This window comes from Mycobacterium sp. M23085 (assembly GCF_045343915.1).
Lineage (GTDB): Bacteria > Actinomycetota > Actinomycetes > Mycobacteriales > Mycobacteriaceae > Mycobacterium.
Genome location: NZ_CP174280.1, coordinates 1,400,816 through 1,416,029 on the forward strand (window position 1 = coordinate 1,400,816; position 15,214 = coordinate 1,416,029).

Annotated in this window: 16 protein-coding genes; 12 read left to right on the top strand and 4 right to left on the bottom strand. The window is 69.8% G+C overall.

Going from position 1 to position 15,214, the window contains the following annotated elements; translation table 11 throughout:
• The first annotated feature begins 13 nt into the window (after positions 1–13).
• From ACIUM1_RS06145 to ACIUM1_RS06200, 12 genes are all read left to right on the top strand, one after another.
• Positions 14–511: a hydrogenase maturation protease gene (locus ACIUM1_RS06145; RefSeq protein WP_406816349.1), complete on the top strand. Its 498-nt coding sequence runs from the start codon at positions 14–16 to the stop codon at positions 509–511.
• 3 nt (positions 512–514) lie between these two features.
• On the top strand, positions 515–781 hold the full coding sequence (locus ACIUM1_RS06150) for a HypC/HybG/HupF family hydrogenase formation chaperone (RefSeq protein ID WP_406816350.1): 267 nt from the start codon (positions 515–517) through the stop codon (positions 779–781).
• 1 nt (position 782) lies between these two features.
• Positions 783–3,152, top strand: coding sequence for a carbamoyltransferase HypF (gene hypF / locus ACIUM1_RS06155; protein WP_406816351.1), 2,370 nt, complete (start codon positions 783–785; stop codon positions 3,150–3,152).
• Complete coding sequence (locus ACIUM1_RS06160; protein ID WP_406816352.1) at positions 3,149–3,940, top strand: HypC/HybG/HupF family hydrogenase formation chaperone; 792 nt, start codon at positions 3,149–3,151, stop codon at positions 3,938–3,940. Before hypF ends, ACIUM1_RS06160 begins: the two co-directional genes overlap by 4 nt.
• Positions 3,937–4,611, top strand: coding sequence for an SIS domain-containing protein (locus ACIUM1_RS06165; RefSeq protein ID WP_406816353.1), 675 nt, complete (start codon positions 3,937–3,939; stop codon positions 4,609–4,611). Before ACIUM1_RS06160 ends, ACIUM1_RS06165 begins: the two co-directional genes overlap by 4 nt.
• Positions 4,608–5,720: a hydrogenase expression/formation protein HypE gene (gene hypE, locus ACIUM1_RS06170; RefSeq protein WP_406816354.1), complete on the top strand. Its 1,113-nt coding sequence runs from the start codon at positions 4,608–4,610 to the stop codon at positions 5,718–5,720. Before ACIUM1_RS06165 ends, hypE begins: the two co-directional genes overlap by 4 nt.
• Positions 5,721–5,794: 74 nt before the next feature.
• Positions 5,795–6,067 carry a HypC/HybG/HupF family hydrogenase formation chaperone gene (locus tag ACIUM1_RS06175; protein ID WP_406816355.1) on the top strand — a complete coding sequence of 91 codons (273 nt, stop codon included), beginning with the start codon at positions 5,795–5,797 and terminating at the stop codon, positions 6,065–6,067.
• Between the two features lie 12 nt (positions 6,068–6,079).
• The gene (gene hypD / locus ACIUM1_RS06180) at positions 6,080–7,219 is read left to right on the top strand and encodes a hydrogenase formation protein HypD (protein WP_406816356.1); all 1,140 of its coding nucleotides are present in this window, start codon (positions 6,080–6,082) and stop codon (positions 7,217–7,219) included.
• A gap of 12 nt (positions 7,220–7,231) precedes the next feature.
• Entirely contained in the window at positions 7,232–7,969 is a 738-nt protein-coding gene (locus tag ACIUM1_RS06185) for a DUF6390 family protein (protein ID WP_406816357.1), read from the top strand.
• 21 nt (positions 7,970–7,990) lie between these two features.
• Positions 7,991–9,124, top strand: coding sequence for an alkaline phosphatase family protein (locus ACIUM1_RS06190; protein ID WP_406816358.1), 1,134 nt, complete (start codon positions 7,991–7,993; stop codon positions 9,122–9,124).
• Positions 9,125–9,325: 201 nt separating this feature from the next.
• Positions 9,326–9,715 carry a hypothetical protein gene (locus ACIUM1_RS06195; protein ID WP_406816359.1) on the top strand — a complete coding sequence of 130 codons (390 nt, stop codon included), beginning with the start codon at positions 9,326–9,328 and terminating at the stop codon, positions 9,713–9,715.
• Between the two features lie 153 nt (positions 9,716–9,868).
• Complete coding sequence (locus tag ACIUM1_RS06200; protein ID WP_406816360.1) at positions 9,869–10,834, top strand: PPE family protein; 966 nt, start codon at positions 9,869–9,871, stop codon at positions 10,832–10,834.
• Here ACIUM1_RS06200 and ACIUM1_RS06205 read toward each other — a convergent pair.
• Genes ACIUM1_RS06205 through ACIUM1_RS06220 form a run of 4 tightly spaced genes read right to left on the bottom strand, consistent with a single transcriptional unit; the run spans position 10,831 to position 15,195 of the window.
• Entirely contained in the window at positions 10,831–11,610 is a 780-nt protein-coding gene (locus ACIUM1_RS06205; RefSeq protein WP_406816361.1) for a 3-oxoacyl-ACP reductase, read from the bottom strand. The genes ACIUM1_RS06200 and ACIUM1_RS06205 overlap by 4 nt on opposite strands.
• Before the next feature lie 3 nt (positions 11,611–11,613).
• The gene (locus ACIUM1_RS06210; RefSeq protein WP_406816362.1) at positions 11,614–12,978 is read right to left on the bottom strand and encodes an aldehyde dehydrogenase family protein; all 1,365 of its coding nucleotides are present in this window, start codon (positions 12,976–12,978) and stop codon (positions 11,614–11,616) included.
• Positions 12,975–13,820 (bottom strand): gamma-glutamyl-gamma-aminobutyrate hydrolase family protein, encoded by an 846-nt coding sequence (locus tag ACIUM1_RS06215; RefSeq protein ID WP_406816363.1) that lies wholly within the window; start codon positions 13,818–13,820, stop codon positions 12,975–12,977. Before ACIUM1_RS06215 ends, ACIUM1_RS06210 begins: the two co-directional genes overlap by 4 nt.
• Positions 13,801–15,195: a glutamine synthetase family protein gene (locus ACIUM1_RS06220; RefSeq protein WP_406816364.1), complete on the bottom strand. Its 1,395-nt coding sequence runs from the start codon at positions 15,193–15,195 to the stop codon at positions 13,801–13,803. Before ACIUM1_RS06220 ends, ACIUM1_RS06215 begins: the two co-directional genes overlap by 20 nt.
• Positions 15,196–15,214: the final 19 nt, after the last annotated feature.

A 15,214-nucleotide genomic window follows, 5' to 3' on the forward strand; every position in this document is an offset into this window, starting at 1 on the left:
CGCGGGTACCGCCATGACAGCGCGCATCCTGGTAGCCGGGATCGGCAACATCTTCCTGGGAGACGACGGGTTCGGCTCCGAAGTGGTCCGCAATGCCGAGCTGCCCCAGGACGATCCGACCGTCCAGGTCATCGACTATGGAATTCGGGGCATGCACCTCGCCTATGACCTACTCGAAGAGTGGGACACGCTGGTCTTGGTCGACGCCGTGCCCAGCCAGGGTCATCCCGGCACCTTGCACATCTTTCAGGCCGACCACGATGCGTCGCCCGCGACGGACGGACTGGACGGGCACAGCATGGACCCCGCCGCGGTCTTCGCCAGCCTGCGGGCACTGGGCGGCCATCCGCCCTACACCGTGGTCGTCGGGTGCGAGGCGGGCAGCGTCCGGGAGGGCATCGGGCTGACCGAACCGGTCGCCCAGGCCATCCCGCGGGCGGCGCGGGCGGTGGAAGAGATCGTCGCGGCGCTGCAGGCCGCCACATCGTCGATGGCCGAAAAGGAGTGCTGAGCCATGTGTTTGGGCATACCCGGACAGGTCATCGAAATGCTGGATGGTTTCGAGGGGCAGCTCGCACTCGTCGACGTCACCGGTGAATCACGCAAGGTCAATGTCGGGATGCTGCCGGAGGAGACGTTCGCGCCCGGCGACTGGGTGATCATTCACATGGGCTTCGTCGTCGAGAAGACCGATCAGGCCGGGGCCGCGCAGGCCATGGCCGGCCTGGAGCTGATGGGCCGGGGCCGCAGCGACCTGACACCGCAGCCGGAGGCCGGTTGACATGACCGATACCCCCCTGCTGTTGCGGACCGGCGCCCCGGACACCCAAGTGCGGCAGCGCGTCACGGTGACCGGCGTGGTCCAGGGGGTCGGCTTCCGCCCGTTCGTGCATCGGATCGCGACCGAACTGGGTCTGACCGGGTTCGTCGGCAACGACTCGGGTGCGGTCTTTCTCGAGGTACAGGGCTCCCCGGCGCGGGTGACGGAGTTCGGCCGCCGGCTGCGCGCCGAGGCGCCGCCCCTGGCGCGGATCACCGACATCCGGGTCACCGACGTCGCGACCCGCGCCGGCCGCCCGGCCGGATTCCGCATCGTGCCAAGCCAATTGGCTCCCGGCGCGGCCACCCCGATTCCCCCCGACATCGCGTTGTGCGACGACTGTGTCGCCGAACTGTTCGACCCACTCGATCGCCGCTACCGGCACCCGTTCGTGACCTGCACCAACTGCGGGCCCCGGTTCACCATCATCACCGGACTGCCCTATGACCGGCCGGCCACCACGATGGCGTCGTTCGCCATGTGTGCGCGCTGCGCCGCCGAATACCGCGATCCGGCGGACCGCCGATTCCACGCACAGCCGATCGCCTGCCCGGACTGTGGGCCGACCCTGTGGTTTGCATCGCCGGCCGGCCGGGTGCGCGGCTCAGACGAGGCACTGAGCGCCGCCCAGGCCGCGCTGGCAACCGGTGCCGTGGTGGCCATCAAGGGAGTCGGTGGCTACCACCTGGCCTGCGCCGTCGACGATGCGACGGCGGTCGGCGTAGTGCGCGCGCGAAAAGCTCGTGGCGCCAAGCCTTTTGCCATCCTGGTTCGTGATCTCGATGTGGCCCGCCGCTACGCTCACGTCGACGGCACCGAGGCGGCGGTGCTGTGCGGTCCGGCTCGGCCGATCGTCTTACTGCGGCGGCGTGCCGGCGCGCCCGTCGCCGAGGCCGTCGCACCCGGCAATCCGCTGCTGGGGCTGATGCTGCCGTACTCCCCCATCCATCACCTGCTGCTGGCGCCGGTGCCGGGCAGCGCCGGACCGGTGCCCGACGCGCTCGTGCTGACCAGTGCCAACCGCTCGGATGAACCGATCTGCTTCACCGAAGATGATGCCGCACAACGGCTTCCGGCGCTATGCGACGCGGTGCTCGACCACGACCGGCCGATTCACGTGCCGTGTGACGACTCGGTGGTGCGCGTCGTCCACGATGATGAGGGAGCCCACGAGCTGCCGATCCGCCGGTCCCGTGGCTACGCCCCGCTGCCGATCGACCTCAGGCTCGACGGCCCCGCCGTGTTGGCCGTCGGCGGCGAACTGAAGAACACCTGCTGCCTCACCGACGGCCGCCGTGCCTACCTGTCCGGCCACATCGGCGACATGGCCAGCTGGGAGACGCTACGCGCGTTCGAGCGGGCGGTGACCCAGCTGAGCGAAATCCGCGGCCGGCCGGTGCGCTTGGCCGCCGACCTGCACCCCGGTTATCACACCCGGAGCTGGGCGGAGCGCCGTGCGGGCGAGCGCCCACTGGACCTGGTCCAGCACCACCACGCCCACGTGGTGTCGCTGCTGGCCGAACACGGGCGCCTCGGCGAACCCATCGTGGGGGTCTCCTTCGACGGCACCGGATACGGCTGCGACGACACCGTCTGGGGCGGTGAGGTTGTCACGCTCGACACCCGAAGCCACCGCTTCGTCCGGGCCGGCCACCTGTTGGCGGTGCCGCTGCCCGGCGGAGACGCGGCGGTGCGCAACCCATGGCGGATGGCGCTGTCCCAGCTGTGGAATGCCGACATCGACTGGACCCCCGACCTGGCGCCGGTTACCGCCGCGACGGCCGACGAATTGCGGCTCGTCCGTTCGCAATTGGAGACCGGGGCGGGCTGCGTGCCGTGTTCGAGCATGGGCCGCCTGTTCGATGCCGTCGCCTCGCTGCTCGGCGTGCGGCACCGCATCGACTACGAGGGCCAGGCCGCGATCGAACTCGAGGCGCTGGCGCAATCGGTTGATGTGACGTCCACGCAGCCGTCGTTGCCGCTGCCGGTGCGCCCCGACGGGGTGATCGATCCGGCCCCGATGGTGCAGACCATGGTGTCGGCACTGTACGCCGGGACACCACCGGCGGTGCTGGCCGCGGCGTTTCACCGGGAGGTCTCCGTCGCGGTCGCCGAGGTGGTCACCCGGGTGGCGGGCTCCACCGCGCTGGCGGGCCTCACCGGCGGGGTATTCCAGAACGTCCTGCTGCTGGAGTACTGCCGTAAGAGGTTGCAGCAGAGCGGATTCGAGGTAATAACGCATCGCATCGTGCCGCCCAACGACGGCGGGCTGGCCCTGGGACAGGCCGCGGTATCGGTGCTGACCGCGCAGGAGGAGGGGTGGACGCGATGATCACCACCGCCATCGATCGCGGGCTGAGCGCCGAACTGTCCGAAGACCTTGCCGCCACCGCGCTGACGCTGGCCAGGCGATTCGCCGCGGGCGCCACCATGTGGTCCATCGCGCCGTCGTGGGAACCCCATGCGCTGCACATCGCGGTCGAATTCGTCCATCCGGTGATCATGGGCAAGCGGGCCCTGCCGGCCGTGGCGTTGACCGGGCCCGAATTGGTGGATCTGGTCCGGGTATCGGTGCGGCCCGGCGACATCGTGGTCGCGATATCCGGCGCGGGCAACGCGGAGGTGCGCTCGGTGATGCGCCGTGCCCCGGCATGGGGCGCCACCACGATATGGATCGGCAGCGGCGACCCACCCGCGGCGGCCATGGCCGATCACGTGCTCTGGCTGGACGATCCCGATCCGCGGGTGCCCGCCACCGGCGGCTTCGTGCTCTTCTACCACCTGCTGTGGGAGCTGACCCATGTGTGTTTCGAGCATTCCGGGTTGCTCAAACCCGACGGCGACGACGACGAGGTGTGTGTCACCTGCAGCGACGAAGGCCGGCTCGGTGAAGTGGTGAGCGCTGCGGTGGACGGTCAAGCCAGGGTGCGCACCGCCCGGGGACTCGAGGATGTGGTCACCACACTCGTGGACCCAGTGTCGCCCGGCGAGCTGGTGCTGGTGCACGCCGGCACGGCGATCAGCCGCGTCTGCGACGAGGATGCCGGCGTAGCCGGGACCCGAGGAGCAGCGCCATCAGACCGCGTCGGCGATGATGAAGAGCGAGAAGGTGTTTCATGAATCCCACCGACGAACCCACCAACTTCTTGTACCCGTTCATCGACGCCGAAGAGGACGACGCCTCGGCGCTGCTCGCCGACCTGGCCGCGTCCGCACGGGCCAAGGCGTCCGAGAGCGTGGCGTTGCGGCGCGCCACATTGGAGGCCAACGCCGACCTGCTGGCGGAGGCCGCCGGCGAGCTGGCGCGCCGATTCGCCGCCGGCGGAAGGTTGTTCACCTTCGGCAACGGCGGCAGCTGCACCGATTGCAGCACGCTGGCGCGATTGTTCGCGCGGCCACCGCTCGGCAATGCCCTGCCGGCGTGGTCGTTGACCGCCGATCAGGCGATCTTGACCGCCCTGGGCAACGACGTCGGCTTCGAGCTGGTGTTCGCCCGGCAGTTGATCGCCCGCGCGCGCGACGGCGACATCGCGATCGCGATGTCGACCAGTGGCAATTCGCCGAATCTGCTGACCGCGCTGGCCGAGGCGCGCAAGCGCGGCCTGTACACCATCGGTTTCGCCGGCTACGACGGCGGCGCCTTCGTGAACAACCCGAACGTGAACGCCTGCTTCGTCGTTCGCTCGCAAAGCGTGCACCGGATTCAGGAATCGCAGGCGCTGCTGGGTTATCAACTGTGGTCGGCGGTGCACGACTGTCTCGGCGGCGATCGAGGGGTGGGGGCGGCATGAACAAGCCAGCGAACGACTACCTGTCGTCGGGACCGCGGTTCGGCGAGGGCGACGTGATCGAGCGGATCGAGTCGTTCCGCCGGCGTCGCCCCCGACTGCTCGACGACCACGTGACCCTGGCGCACGGGGCGGGCGGCAAGGCGTCGGCGGCGCTGGTGGACGCGGTCTTCGTGGAGGCGTTTCGCAACCCGCTGCTGGAGTCGATGGGCGACGGCGCCGTCCTGGACCTGCCCAGCGGCGAGCGGGTGGCGATGTCGACGGATTCGTTTGTGGTGCAGCCCCGCCGGTTTCCCGGCGGGTCCATCGGACAACTCGCCATCCACGGCACCTGCAACGACCTGGCGGTGGCCGGCGCCGTGCCGTCCTGGATCTCGGCGGCCTTCGTGCTCGAAGAAGGTTTCCCCATCGCCGAACTGCGCGAGATCGTCGCCGACATGGCCGCCGCGGCCGCGGGCGCCGGCGTGCAGGTGGTCACCGGCGACACCAAGGTGGTCCCCAAGGGCGCGGCCGACGGCCTGTTCATCACCACCGCCGGAACCGGTGTCATCCCGGCGGGCCGCACGCTGTCGGCACGGGCGGTGCGCCCGGGAGACAAGGTGCTGCTGTCGGGTTCGATGGGCGATCACGGCATGGCGGTGATGCTCGCCAGGGGCGATCTGGCCATCGAGGCCGACATCGCCTCGGACACCGCGTCGGTCAGCCCGTTGGTGGAGTTGTTGATGGCGGCGGCCCCGTCCACCCGATGGATGCGCGACGCGACACGCGGTGGGGTCGGCACGGTGTGCAACGAGCTGGCCCAGGCCTGCGGCCTCGGCGTGCTGCTCGAAGAGGAGCGACTTCCGGTGGCGCCCATGGTCGTCGGCGCCTGCGAACTGCTCGGCATCGACCCGCTGTACGTCGCCAACGAGGGCAAGTTCGTCGCCGTCGTCGCGCCGAACGAGGCTCGGTCGGGACTCGACGCGCTTCGGTCGCACCCGCTGGGCGCCGAGGCCGCCGAGGTCGGCGAAATCGTCACCGAGCCCGCCGAAAGCGTGGTGCTGCGCACCGGATTCGGCGGCACCCGGATCGTCGACATGCTCGTCGGGGATCCGTTGCCGCGGATCTGCTGACGTGGCGATCGCAAGTGCCGCGAAGCCGGACGCAGCGGGTCGCCACGACAGAGAACGAAGGGAGATAACCGAACATGTGTCTGGGGATTCCTGGCCGGATCGTGGAGATCACCGATCCCGCCAATTGTTTGGCCAAGGTCGACGTCAGCGGCGTGCAGCGGGTGATCAGCGTCCGGCTGTTGGAGAACGACTTGCCCGCACCGGACGACTGGGTGCTGGTGCACGTCGGGTTCGCGATGGCAAAGATCGACGAGACCGAAGCGCTGCTGACCCTGGCCGCCATCAAGAGACTGGGCGACACCTACACGACCGAAATGCAGGCCTTCGATTCGTCGGCCATCGTTTGACGAGGAGCGGCAATGAAATTCGTTGACGAGTTCCGCGACCCGGCCGCGGCCCGCAAGCTGCTGGTGGCCATCGAACACCTGGCCGGGACCGACGGTGAGCAGTTCAAGTTCATGGAGGTGTGCGGCGGGCACACGCACACCATCTACCGGCACGGCATCGAACACCTGCTGCCCGACAAGGTTGAACTGGTGCACGGCCCGGGCTGCCCGGTCTGCGTGATCCCGATGGGCCGCATCGACGACGCGATGTGGCTGGCCCGCCAACCCGACGTGATCTTCACCTGCTTCGGGGACATGATGCGGGTGCCCGGCTCGCACGGCAGCCTGCTGGACGCCAAGGCCCGCGGCGCCGACGTGCGGTTCGTCTACTCGCCGCTGGACGCGTTGAAGATCGCGGTCGACAATCCCGGCAAGCAGGTGGTGTTCTTCGCCATCGGTTTCGAGACCACCGCGCCGTCCACCGCGGTGACCCTGGTGCGGGCGCGCGAGCTGGGCCTGCCCAACTTCAGCGTCTTCTGCAACCACGTCACCATCGTCCCGCCCATCAGGGCCATCCTGGAGTCACCGGACCTGCGGCTGTCGGGTTTCATCGGGCCCGGTCACGTGTCCACCGTGGTGGGCAACCGCCCCTACCGGTTCGTCCCCGAAGTGTACCGAAAGCCGTTGGTGGTGGCCGGTTTCGAACCGCTAGACATCCTGGCTTCGGTCGCGATGTTGCTGCGTCAGATCCGCGAGGGCCGCTGCGAAGTGGAGAACCAGTACAAGCGGGTGGTACCCGAGCACGGCAACCCCGCGGCCCTGGCGCTGATGGGCAAGGTGTTCGCGCTGCGCCCGCACTTCGAATGGCGCGGGCTGGGCTTCATCTCCCAAAGCGCGCTTCGGCTGCACGACGATTTCGCCGAGTTCGACGCCGAGCTGCGGTTCGCGATGCCCGGCGTGCGGGTCGCCGACCCCAAGGCCTGCCAGTGCGGCGAGGTACTCAAGGGTGTCCTAAAGCCTTGGGAATGCAAGGTTTTCGGCACCGCCTGCACACCGGAGACACCGATCGGGACGTGCATGGTGTCCCCGGAAGGGGCCTGCGCGGCCTACTACAACTTCGGCCGCATGCACCGGGACGCGGTCAAGCTGGTGGGCCAGGCCGGACGCGGGTGATCCTTGGCCGATATGGACAGCCGCGACAAGGGCGTTGAGATGTTCGCCCACTACGCCTACGCGCCCAACGCGCTCGGCTATTGCGGACCGCCGTTGGGAGCCACCTTGCGCGACGGGTCGGTGGCCGAGATGCGCAGGGCGGCGACGAGGTTTTCCGGCGCGTGGCCGTATCTGCGGGTGCTGTCGGAGCTGACCGGCATCGCCGACCCGCTGGATTACCGTCTGGTCGAATCGTATTGGCTGGGCGGAGGCGTCGCCGCCGAGCTGGAGCCGCGGGAATTCTTCGACGCGTTGCTGGCGATCATCGGCCCGCAGGCGGGCCACTACTGGTCGCACCTGACGGCGGATCTGGCGTGCGAGGCCGCCGGCAATCACTGCTTCCATGTGTTCGGGGTGTACCCGTGGACGCGGTTTTTGGGTCGAGGTATCGACGAGCAGCCGCTGAGCGTGCTGGACAATTGCCGAATCACGCCCGGCACAGTGCTGTCCCGCGATGCCAACCGAGTGGAGGTGTTGTGCCGACGTCTGGCCTGGGACGGCCAGGCGCTCACACTGGCGGAGCCGTCGGCGCGCGTGCTCGAGGTGTCGGTCGACGGGTACAGCGCGGTGCCCGACGTGGCCGCCGGTGATGTGGTGGCGATGCACTGGGGCCGGTTGTGCGGCAGGCTGTCGCCGGCGCAGCTGTGCGCGCTGACCGACAGCACGAAACGGCAGTTGCTGGCGACAGGCCAACGACTGGCGCGCGTCTGACTTCGCCGCCAGACTGGCCCGGTGCCCGGTTCAATCTGCGACGTGCTGCCGGCCGCGGCCGCGCTGCTGGGCGTCCCGGATCCTTCGGACAACCTGGACAAGCTTGCGGTGACGGACGCGGTCGGCGCCGACCGGCTCGACCGGGTACTGGTCATGCTGATCGACGGGCTGGGCTGGCACCTGCTTCCGCAGCTGGCCGGGAGCGCGCCGCTGCTTGCGTCCGTGCTGGCCGGCGCCACCGGGCGGCTGACCCGGCTGGACTGCACATTCCCGTCGACCACGCCGACCAGCCTGGTGTCGCTGGGCACCGGTGCGCTGCCGGGCGAACACGGGATCCTCGGCTTCACGCTCAGGGTGCCCGGCACCGATCGGGTGCTCAACCACGTCCGGTGGCGCGATGACCCGTCCCCCGTCGTGTGGCAGCCGGTGCCGACCTGGTTCGAGCGGCTCAAGAAGGCTGGCGTGAGCGCCCGCGCCGTGTTGCCGGCGCCGTTCGTCGGCAGCGGTCTCACCGAGGCCGCCTACCGCGGCGCCGAAATCCGCGCGGCCAACCCCGCCGACGACTACCCGCGGCTGGTGGCCGACGAGCTGCGTGCGGCGCCCGGGCTGGTGTACGGCTACACCGCCGAGCTCGACACCGCCGCCCATGTCTTCGGTATCGGCTCGGACCAATGGCATACCGCGGCGACGAATGTCGACGCGCTGCTCTCGCGTCTGCTCGGCGCGCTGCCCGCGAATACCGCGGCGCTGGTGACCGCCGACCACGGCGGCATCAACGTCCCGCCCGAGGCGCGCATCGACCTCGACACCGATGCCCGGCTGGCCGCCGGGATCCGGCTGGTGGCCGGCGAACCGCGGGTGCGGTATCTGCACACCGAGCCCGGCGCCGCCGCCGACGTGCGGGGCGCGTGGACCGAGCTGCTGGACGGCCGCGCCGCCGTGTACAGCCGCGAGCAGGCGGTGGCCAGCGGCATGTTCGGCCCGGTCGCGGGGCCGCACCTGGGCCGGCTCGGCGACGTGGTCGTCGTCTGTTCCGGCGACGCCGCGCTGCTGGCCAGCGCGCATGAGCCGCCGGAAACGTCGCGCCTGGTCGGATTTCACGGCGGCGCCACCGCGGCGGAGATGGCGATTCCGCTGATCGTTTTCCGGCCTTAGTAGGCCTTAGCTCTCGGTGGCCGATGGGCCAGGCACACCACCTGCGCAAACACACACCGGACTCGAATCGAGTTCACAGCTCGCCGCAACCGTTCACCAACTTCTGCGCGGTACATTCGGTGCACTGTGGTTTTCCGGGGAGTTGGCGTTGGCGAAACTCGGCGATGGCAGCCTGCCATCGCGGTTGCCGCGGCGCTCGGCGTGTTCGTCGCCCTGATCACCGGTTCGGCGTTGCGGCCCAACGCCGCCGCGGCGGCGCTGCCGGAACCGGCGGCGTGGTCAGCGGCGGCCGCCGGCGCGCACGCCGGACCGATGCAGGACCGTACCCCGGCCCTCGACCGGGCCGCCGCGGCCGTGTCGCGGTCTTCGGCACCGGCGAACAAGACCAACACCAAGCCGTTCCACAGCGCCTGGATGACGAAGGAATGGCCGCCGACGTGGAATCGGTTGTCGCCGCAATCTGTGCTGACGCCGGCGCCCGCGTCGTTCACCCCGATAGGGTGCGCGCCCGTCGGCGCACCCGCCCGCGCTCCCGCGGCCATGCCGTCCGACCGAGATATCGCAACCCGAATCTGCGTCGCCCGCCGCTGATCGTTGCGCCCGGGCCGAGCGAATGTCGCCGGCGCACCGCGCCCCCCGACAGGCACGCGCCCGATGGCCTGTAACCCCCGCGTCTATCTCGTGAAAGAAGACCCTCATGTTCTCGGGCACCACTTGTACCGCCACAGGCAGGCGGAGGTTGTAATGGATTTCGCGACGCTACCCCCCGAGGTCAACTCCGGGCTGATGTTTTCGGGCCCCGGCGCAGCATCGATGATGCAGGCCGCCGCAGCGTGGGAGACGTTGGCAGCGCGGCTCTTCAGCGCGGCGGCCGACTACCGTGCGGTGACGGCGAAGCTGGGGGCGGGCGAGCAGGTCCCGGCTCCGAACGCTCGCACCGAAGCCGTGGCTCGCTATGTCGACTGGCTGGACGCCGCCGGAGACCGAAGTGAGCACGCGGCCACCCAGCTCAAGGCGGCGGTCGGCGCGTACCAGTCGGCCTTCACGGCGATGGTGCCACCACCGGAGATCGCGGCCAACTGCACGCGACGAATGTCGCTGGTGTCGACGAATTGTCTAGGCCAGCTGAGCGCGTCGATCGCGGACGCCGATGCCGAATACGACGCGATGTGGGTGCGAAACGTCGCTGCCATGTATGGCTACGCCGTGGCGGCGGCAGCCGCCGTGACGATCGCTCCCTTCCCCGCTCCGCCCGGCAATCCCGTTGTGAAGGAACGTGATTGGGTCGCGCAGTCGGCGCTGCATGTCATATCGGCCGGCTGCGAGGTGATGTCGGCGATACCCGGCGCACTCAAACGGCTGTCGGAGTCGCCGCTGACGACGCTCGAGGCGTCCCTGTCGCCGGTCACCCCGTCGCTGTCCAAACTGACTTCGGTGACCGCGCTGTCGGATTTCGCGATCGGCCACCTCAATTCGATCAATAAGATGGCGGCCCTGAAGTCGCTGTTCCCCAAGCCGGCTGACGCCAACCGCGTGAACGCGGCCCTGGGTCGTCGCACCGCGGTCGGCGTCCTGTCGGTACCGCGGGACTGGGCGGCCGCGGCCCCCACGCTGCAGCGGTTGCGCGAAGACCGGATCGGCGCGCCGATTCGCCTGGTCGCGGTCAGCGAGCGGCCCGGCCCACATGCGGCCAGCGAGTACGGAGGTTAAAGCGGAGTCACATAGGCCGCGCTGATGCCACCGTCGACCATGAACGTCGACGCGGTGATGAACGATGCGTCATCACTGGCCAAAAACGCTACCGCCGAGGCGATTTCGTCGGGGCTGGCGAAGCGGCCCACCGGCACGTGCACCAGCCGGCGCGCGGCCCGCTCGGGGTCCTTGGCGAAAAGATCTTGCAGCAGTGGGGTGTTGACCGGACCGGGGCACAGCGCGTTCACCCGGATGCCCTGGCGGGCGAACTGCACACCCAGCTCGCGCGACATGGCCAGCACACCCCCCTTGGAGGCGGTATAGGAGATCTGCGACGTCGCCGAGCCCAGGACGGCCACGAACGATGCCGTGTTGATGATCGACCCTTTCTGCGCGGGGACCATGTGGCGCAACGCCGCCCGGCAGCACAGGTACACCGACTTCAGGTTGACGTCTTGAACGCGTTGCCACGCCGGCAGTTCGGTGTTCTCGATGAGGTCGTCGTCGGGCGGTGAGATGCCGGCGTTGTTGAACGCGATGTCGATGCGCCCATGGGCCTGCGCCGCGGTATCGAAGAGCGCGTCGACCGAGGCCTGGTCCGACACGTCGGTGGGCACGAACAAGCCGGACAGTTCGTCGGCCGCCGCGCCGCCCGCGTCGCCGTCGATGTCGCCCACCACGATGGTGGCGCCCTCGGCATGCATGCGCCGCGCCGCGGCCAGCCCGATGCCGCCGCCGGCGCCGGTGACGACGGCCACGCGGCCCGCCAATCGTTGGGTGAGATCGACCGCCACCAGCTAGTCCTCTCCGATCGCGATGAATACGTTCTTGGTCTCGGTGAAGTGCATCGGCGCGTCGGGGCCCAGTTCGCGGCCCAGCCCGGACTGCTTGAAACCGCCGAACGGCGTGCTGTATCGCACCGACGAGTGTGAATTCACTGACAGATTCCCGGCTTCGACCGCGCGGGAGACGCGTAGCGCGCGGGACAGGTCGTCGGTCCAGATCGATCCGGACAGCCCGTAGGCGGTGTCGTTGGCCAGGGCGACGGCGTCGTGCTCGTCGTCGAAGGCCAGCACCGTGACCACCGGGCCGAAGATCTCCTCGGTGGCGGCCCGGTCAGTGCGCTGCGGCGTCAGAACCGTTGGCGGGAACCAGAATCCGCGGCCGACCGGCGCCGTGCCGCGGAAGGCGACCGGCGCGTCGTCGGGCACATAGGACGCCACCTTGTCGCGGTGCGCGGCCGACACCAACGGGCCCATCTGGGTGTCACGGGATGCCGGGTCGCCGACGACGACGCCGGCGACGGCGGGCTCGAGCAGCTCCATGAACCGGTCATAGACGCTGCGCTGCACCAGGATTCGGCTGCGGGCGCAGCAGTCCTGTCCCGCGTTGTCGAACACTCCGGCCGGGGCGGTCGCGGCGGCGCGCTCGAGATCGCAGTCGGCGAAGACAATGTTGGCGCTCTTGCCGCCCAGTTCCAGGGTCACCCGCTTCACCTGAGCGGCGGCGCCGGCCATCACCCGCTTACCGACGTCGGTGGACCCGGTGAACACGATCTTGCGAACGTCGGGATGGCTGACGAACCGCTCGCCGACCACCGCGCCCCGTCCCGGCAGCACCTGCAGCAGGTCGGCGTCCAGCCCGGCTCGCACCGCCAACTCACCGAGCCGCATCGTGGTCAACGGCGTCGCCTCGGCGGGTTTGATCAGCACGGCGTTGCCCGCGGCTAGGGCCGGGGCGAAGCCCCACGACGCGATGGGCATCGGGAAGTTCCACGGGGTGATCACGCCGACCACGCCCATCGGTTCGTTGAAGGTGACATCCAGACCACCGGCCACGGGAATCTGCTTGCCGGACAAGCGTTCCGGGCTGGCCGCGTAGAAGTTCAACACGTCGCGGACGTGACCGGCCTCCCATTCGGCGGACGCGATGGGGTGCCCCGAGTTGGCCACCTCGAGGGCCGCCAGCTCGCCGAGGTGCGCGTCGACGGCGGCGGCGAAGGCCCGTAAGCCGGCGGCCCGCTCGGCCGGGGACAACCGCGCCCACCGCCGCTGGGCCGCCCGGGCCCGTCCCACCGCGTCGTCGACCGCGGCGGCGTCGGCGCACTCGACCGAGCGCAACACTTCCTCGGTCGCCGGGTTGATCAGCTGCGCGGCGCTCAACGCGCGCGTCCCGCGTACGACCGCGCCGCGTCGACGACCGCGGCGAACAACCGCAGGTCTTCCAGCGTCTGCTCCGGATGCCATTGCACCGCAAGCACAAACTTGTCGCCGGGCAGCTCCAGCGCCTCGACGACGCCGTCGGCGTCCCGCGCGCTGACCACCAGGCCGTCCCCCACCCGGTCGACGGCCTGGTGGTGATAGCTGGGCGCATCGGCGGACTCCCCGACCAGCGCGGCCAGCCGGGTTCCGGACACGGTGCGCACCGGCAGCCTGGTGAACACCCCGTTGCCCGCCCGGTGACCGCTGTGGCCGAGCACGTCGGGCAGGTGCTGGTGCAGCGTGCCGCCCAGCGCCACATTGAGCACCTGGGCGCCCCGGCAGATTCCGAGCACCGGCAGGCCGCGCCGCAGCGCGCCCCGCAACAGCGCGAACTCCCAGGCGTCGCGGTCGGCGCGGGGCCGGTCGGTGGTCGCGTGCGGCTGCTGGCCGTAGCTGGCGGGATCCAGGTCGTATCCCCCGGTGATCACCAGCGCGTGCAAGCCGTCCAGCACCGAGTCGACGATCTCGGCGGCCACCGGTTGCGGCGGCAGCAACACCGCGATGCCGCCGGCCAGGATCACCCCCTCGAAGTAGTCGGCGGGCAGATACCCGGCGCGGATGTCCCAGATGCCGGTCTGCACCTGCTCGAGATACGTCGTCAGGCCGACTACCGGGCGTGGCGATCGCAAGCGCGGCGAAGCCGGGCGCGGCGGGTCGCCACCATCGAACTGTGGCGATCGCAAGCGCGGCGAAGCCGGGCGCGGCGGGTCGCCACCATCGAACTCAGAGCCGTTCAAACCCACGCATCCTCTCCCAGTCGGTGACCGCCGCGTTGAACGCCGCCAGCTCGACCCGGGCGTTGTTCAGGTAGTGGGCGACAACGTCGTCGCCGAACATGTCCCGCGCGAGCGCCGAGCGCTCGAACACCGCGGCCGCCTCGGCGAGCGTGCCGGGCAGCCGCTGCACGCCGGGCGCCTGGTAGGCATTTCCCGCGCACGGCTCCGGTAGCTCCAGGCCCTGTTCGATACCGTACAGCCCGCCGGCAACGATCGCCGCCACCGCCAGATACGGGTTGACGTCGCCGCCCGGAACCCGACACTCGACCCGGGTGCTGGGCCCGTGACCGACCACCCGCAGCGCGCAGGTGCGATTGTCCAAACCCCACGCCAGCGCGGTGGGCGCGAAACTGCCGTCGGCGAATCGCTTGTAGGAGTTGATGTTCGGCGCATGGAACAACGTGAGGTCACGCAGCGTGGCCAGCAGGCCGGCCAGGAAACCGCCGAACGTCGTCGACATGGCGTGGGGGCGGCTGGGGTCGGCGAACACCGCACCGCCCTGCGGGTCGCGCAGCGAGAGGTGCACGTGGCAACTGTTGCCTTCTCGCTCATCGTATTTGGCCATGAACGTCAGGCTCTTGCCGTGCTGATCGGCGATCTCCTTGGCACCGTTCTTGTAGATGACATGGTTGTCGCAAGTGACCAGCGCGTCGGCGTAGCGGAAACCGATCTCCTGCTGCCCCCTGTTGCATTCGCCCTTCACGGCTTCGAATCGCAGCCCGGCGCCGATCATCCCGCGCCGGATGTCGCGCAGCAGCGGCTCCATGCGCGACGACGCCGAGATCGCGTAGTCGATGTTGTAGTCGCTGGCCGGCGTCAGCCCGCGATATCCGCTGGCCCACGCCTGGCGATACGGCTCGTCGAACACGATGAATTCCAGCTCGGTCGCGACGTCGGCGGCCAGCCCGCGTTCGGCCAGCCGCTCGAGCTGGCGGCGCAGGATCGCCCGGGGTGACACGGTGACCGGACGCCCGTCGGCCCAGCCGACGTCGGCGAGCACCAACGCCGTGCCGGGCAGCCAGGGAATGCGCCGCAGGGTGGGCAGGTCCGGTCTGGCCACCGTGTCGCCATAGCCGGTGTCCCAGCTCGACATCGCATAGCCGCCGACGGTGTTCATGTCGACGTCGACGGCGAGCAAGTAGCCGCAGCACTCGGCGCCGTGGGCGGCCACCTCGTCGACGAAGAGCCGCGCGTCGATCCGCTTGCCGACCAGCCGGCCCTGCATGTCGGCGAATGCGACGATGACGGTGTCCACCTCGCCGGCGCCCACTAGCCCTTCCAGCGCGGTCAACGACAACATCGCGGCGTCGGGATCGGTCACGGCACTTTCTTCACTGGCCATGACCGTCAGTCAACCAGGC

Bases quoted from the DNA above. Each gene is read 5' to 3' on its own strand.
- ACIUM1_RS06145 (WP_406816349.1), top strand. From the start codon at position 14: ATGACAGCGCGCATCCTGGTAGCCGGGATCGGCAACATCTTCCTGGGA.
- ACIUM1_RS06150 (WP_406816350.1), top strand. From the start codon at position 515: ATGTGTTTGGGCATACCCGGACAGGTCATCGAAATGCTGGATGGTTTC.
- hypF (WP_406816351.1), top strand. From the start codon at position 783: ATGACCGATACCCCCCTGCTGTTGCGGACCGGCGCCCCGGACACCCAA.
- ACIUM1_RS06160 (WP_406816352.1), top strand. From the start codon at position 3,149: ATGATCACCACCGCCATCGATCGCGGGCTGAGCGCCGAACTGTCCGAA.
- ACIUM1_RS06165 (WP_406816353.1), top strand. From the start codon at position 3,937: ATGAATCCCACCGACGAACCCACCAACTTCTTGTACCCGTTCATCGAC.
- hypE (WP_406816354.1), top strand. From the start codon at position 4,608: ATGAACAAGCCAGCGAACGACTACCTGTCGTCGGGACCGCGGTTCGGC.
- ACIUM1_RS06175 (WP_406816355.1), top strand. From the start codon at position 5,795: ATGTGTCTGGGGATTCCTGGCCGGATCGTGGAGATCACCGATCCCGCC.
- hypD (WP_406816356.1), top strand. From the start codon at position 6,080: ATGAAATTCGTTGACGAGTTCCGCGACCCGGCCGCGGCCCGCAAGCTG.
- ACIUM1_RS06185 (WP_406816357.1), top strand. From the start codon at position 7,232: ATGGACAGCCGCGACAAGGGCGTTGAGATGTTCGCCCACTACGCCTAC.
- ACIUM1_RS06200 (WP_406816360.1), top strand. From the start codon at position 9,869: ATGGATTTCGCGACGCTACCCCCCGAGGTCAACTCCGGGCTGATGTTT.
- ACIUM1_RS06220 (WP_406816364.1), bottom strand. From the start codon at position 15,195: ATGGCCAGTGAAGAAAGTGCCGTGACCGATCCCGACGCCGCGATGTTG.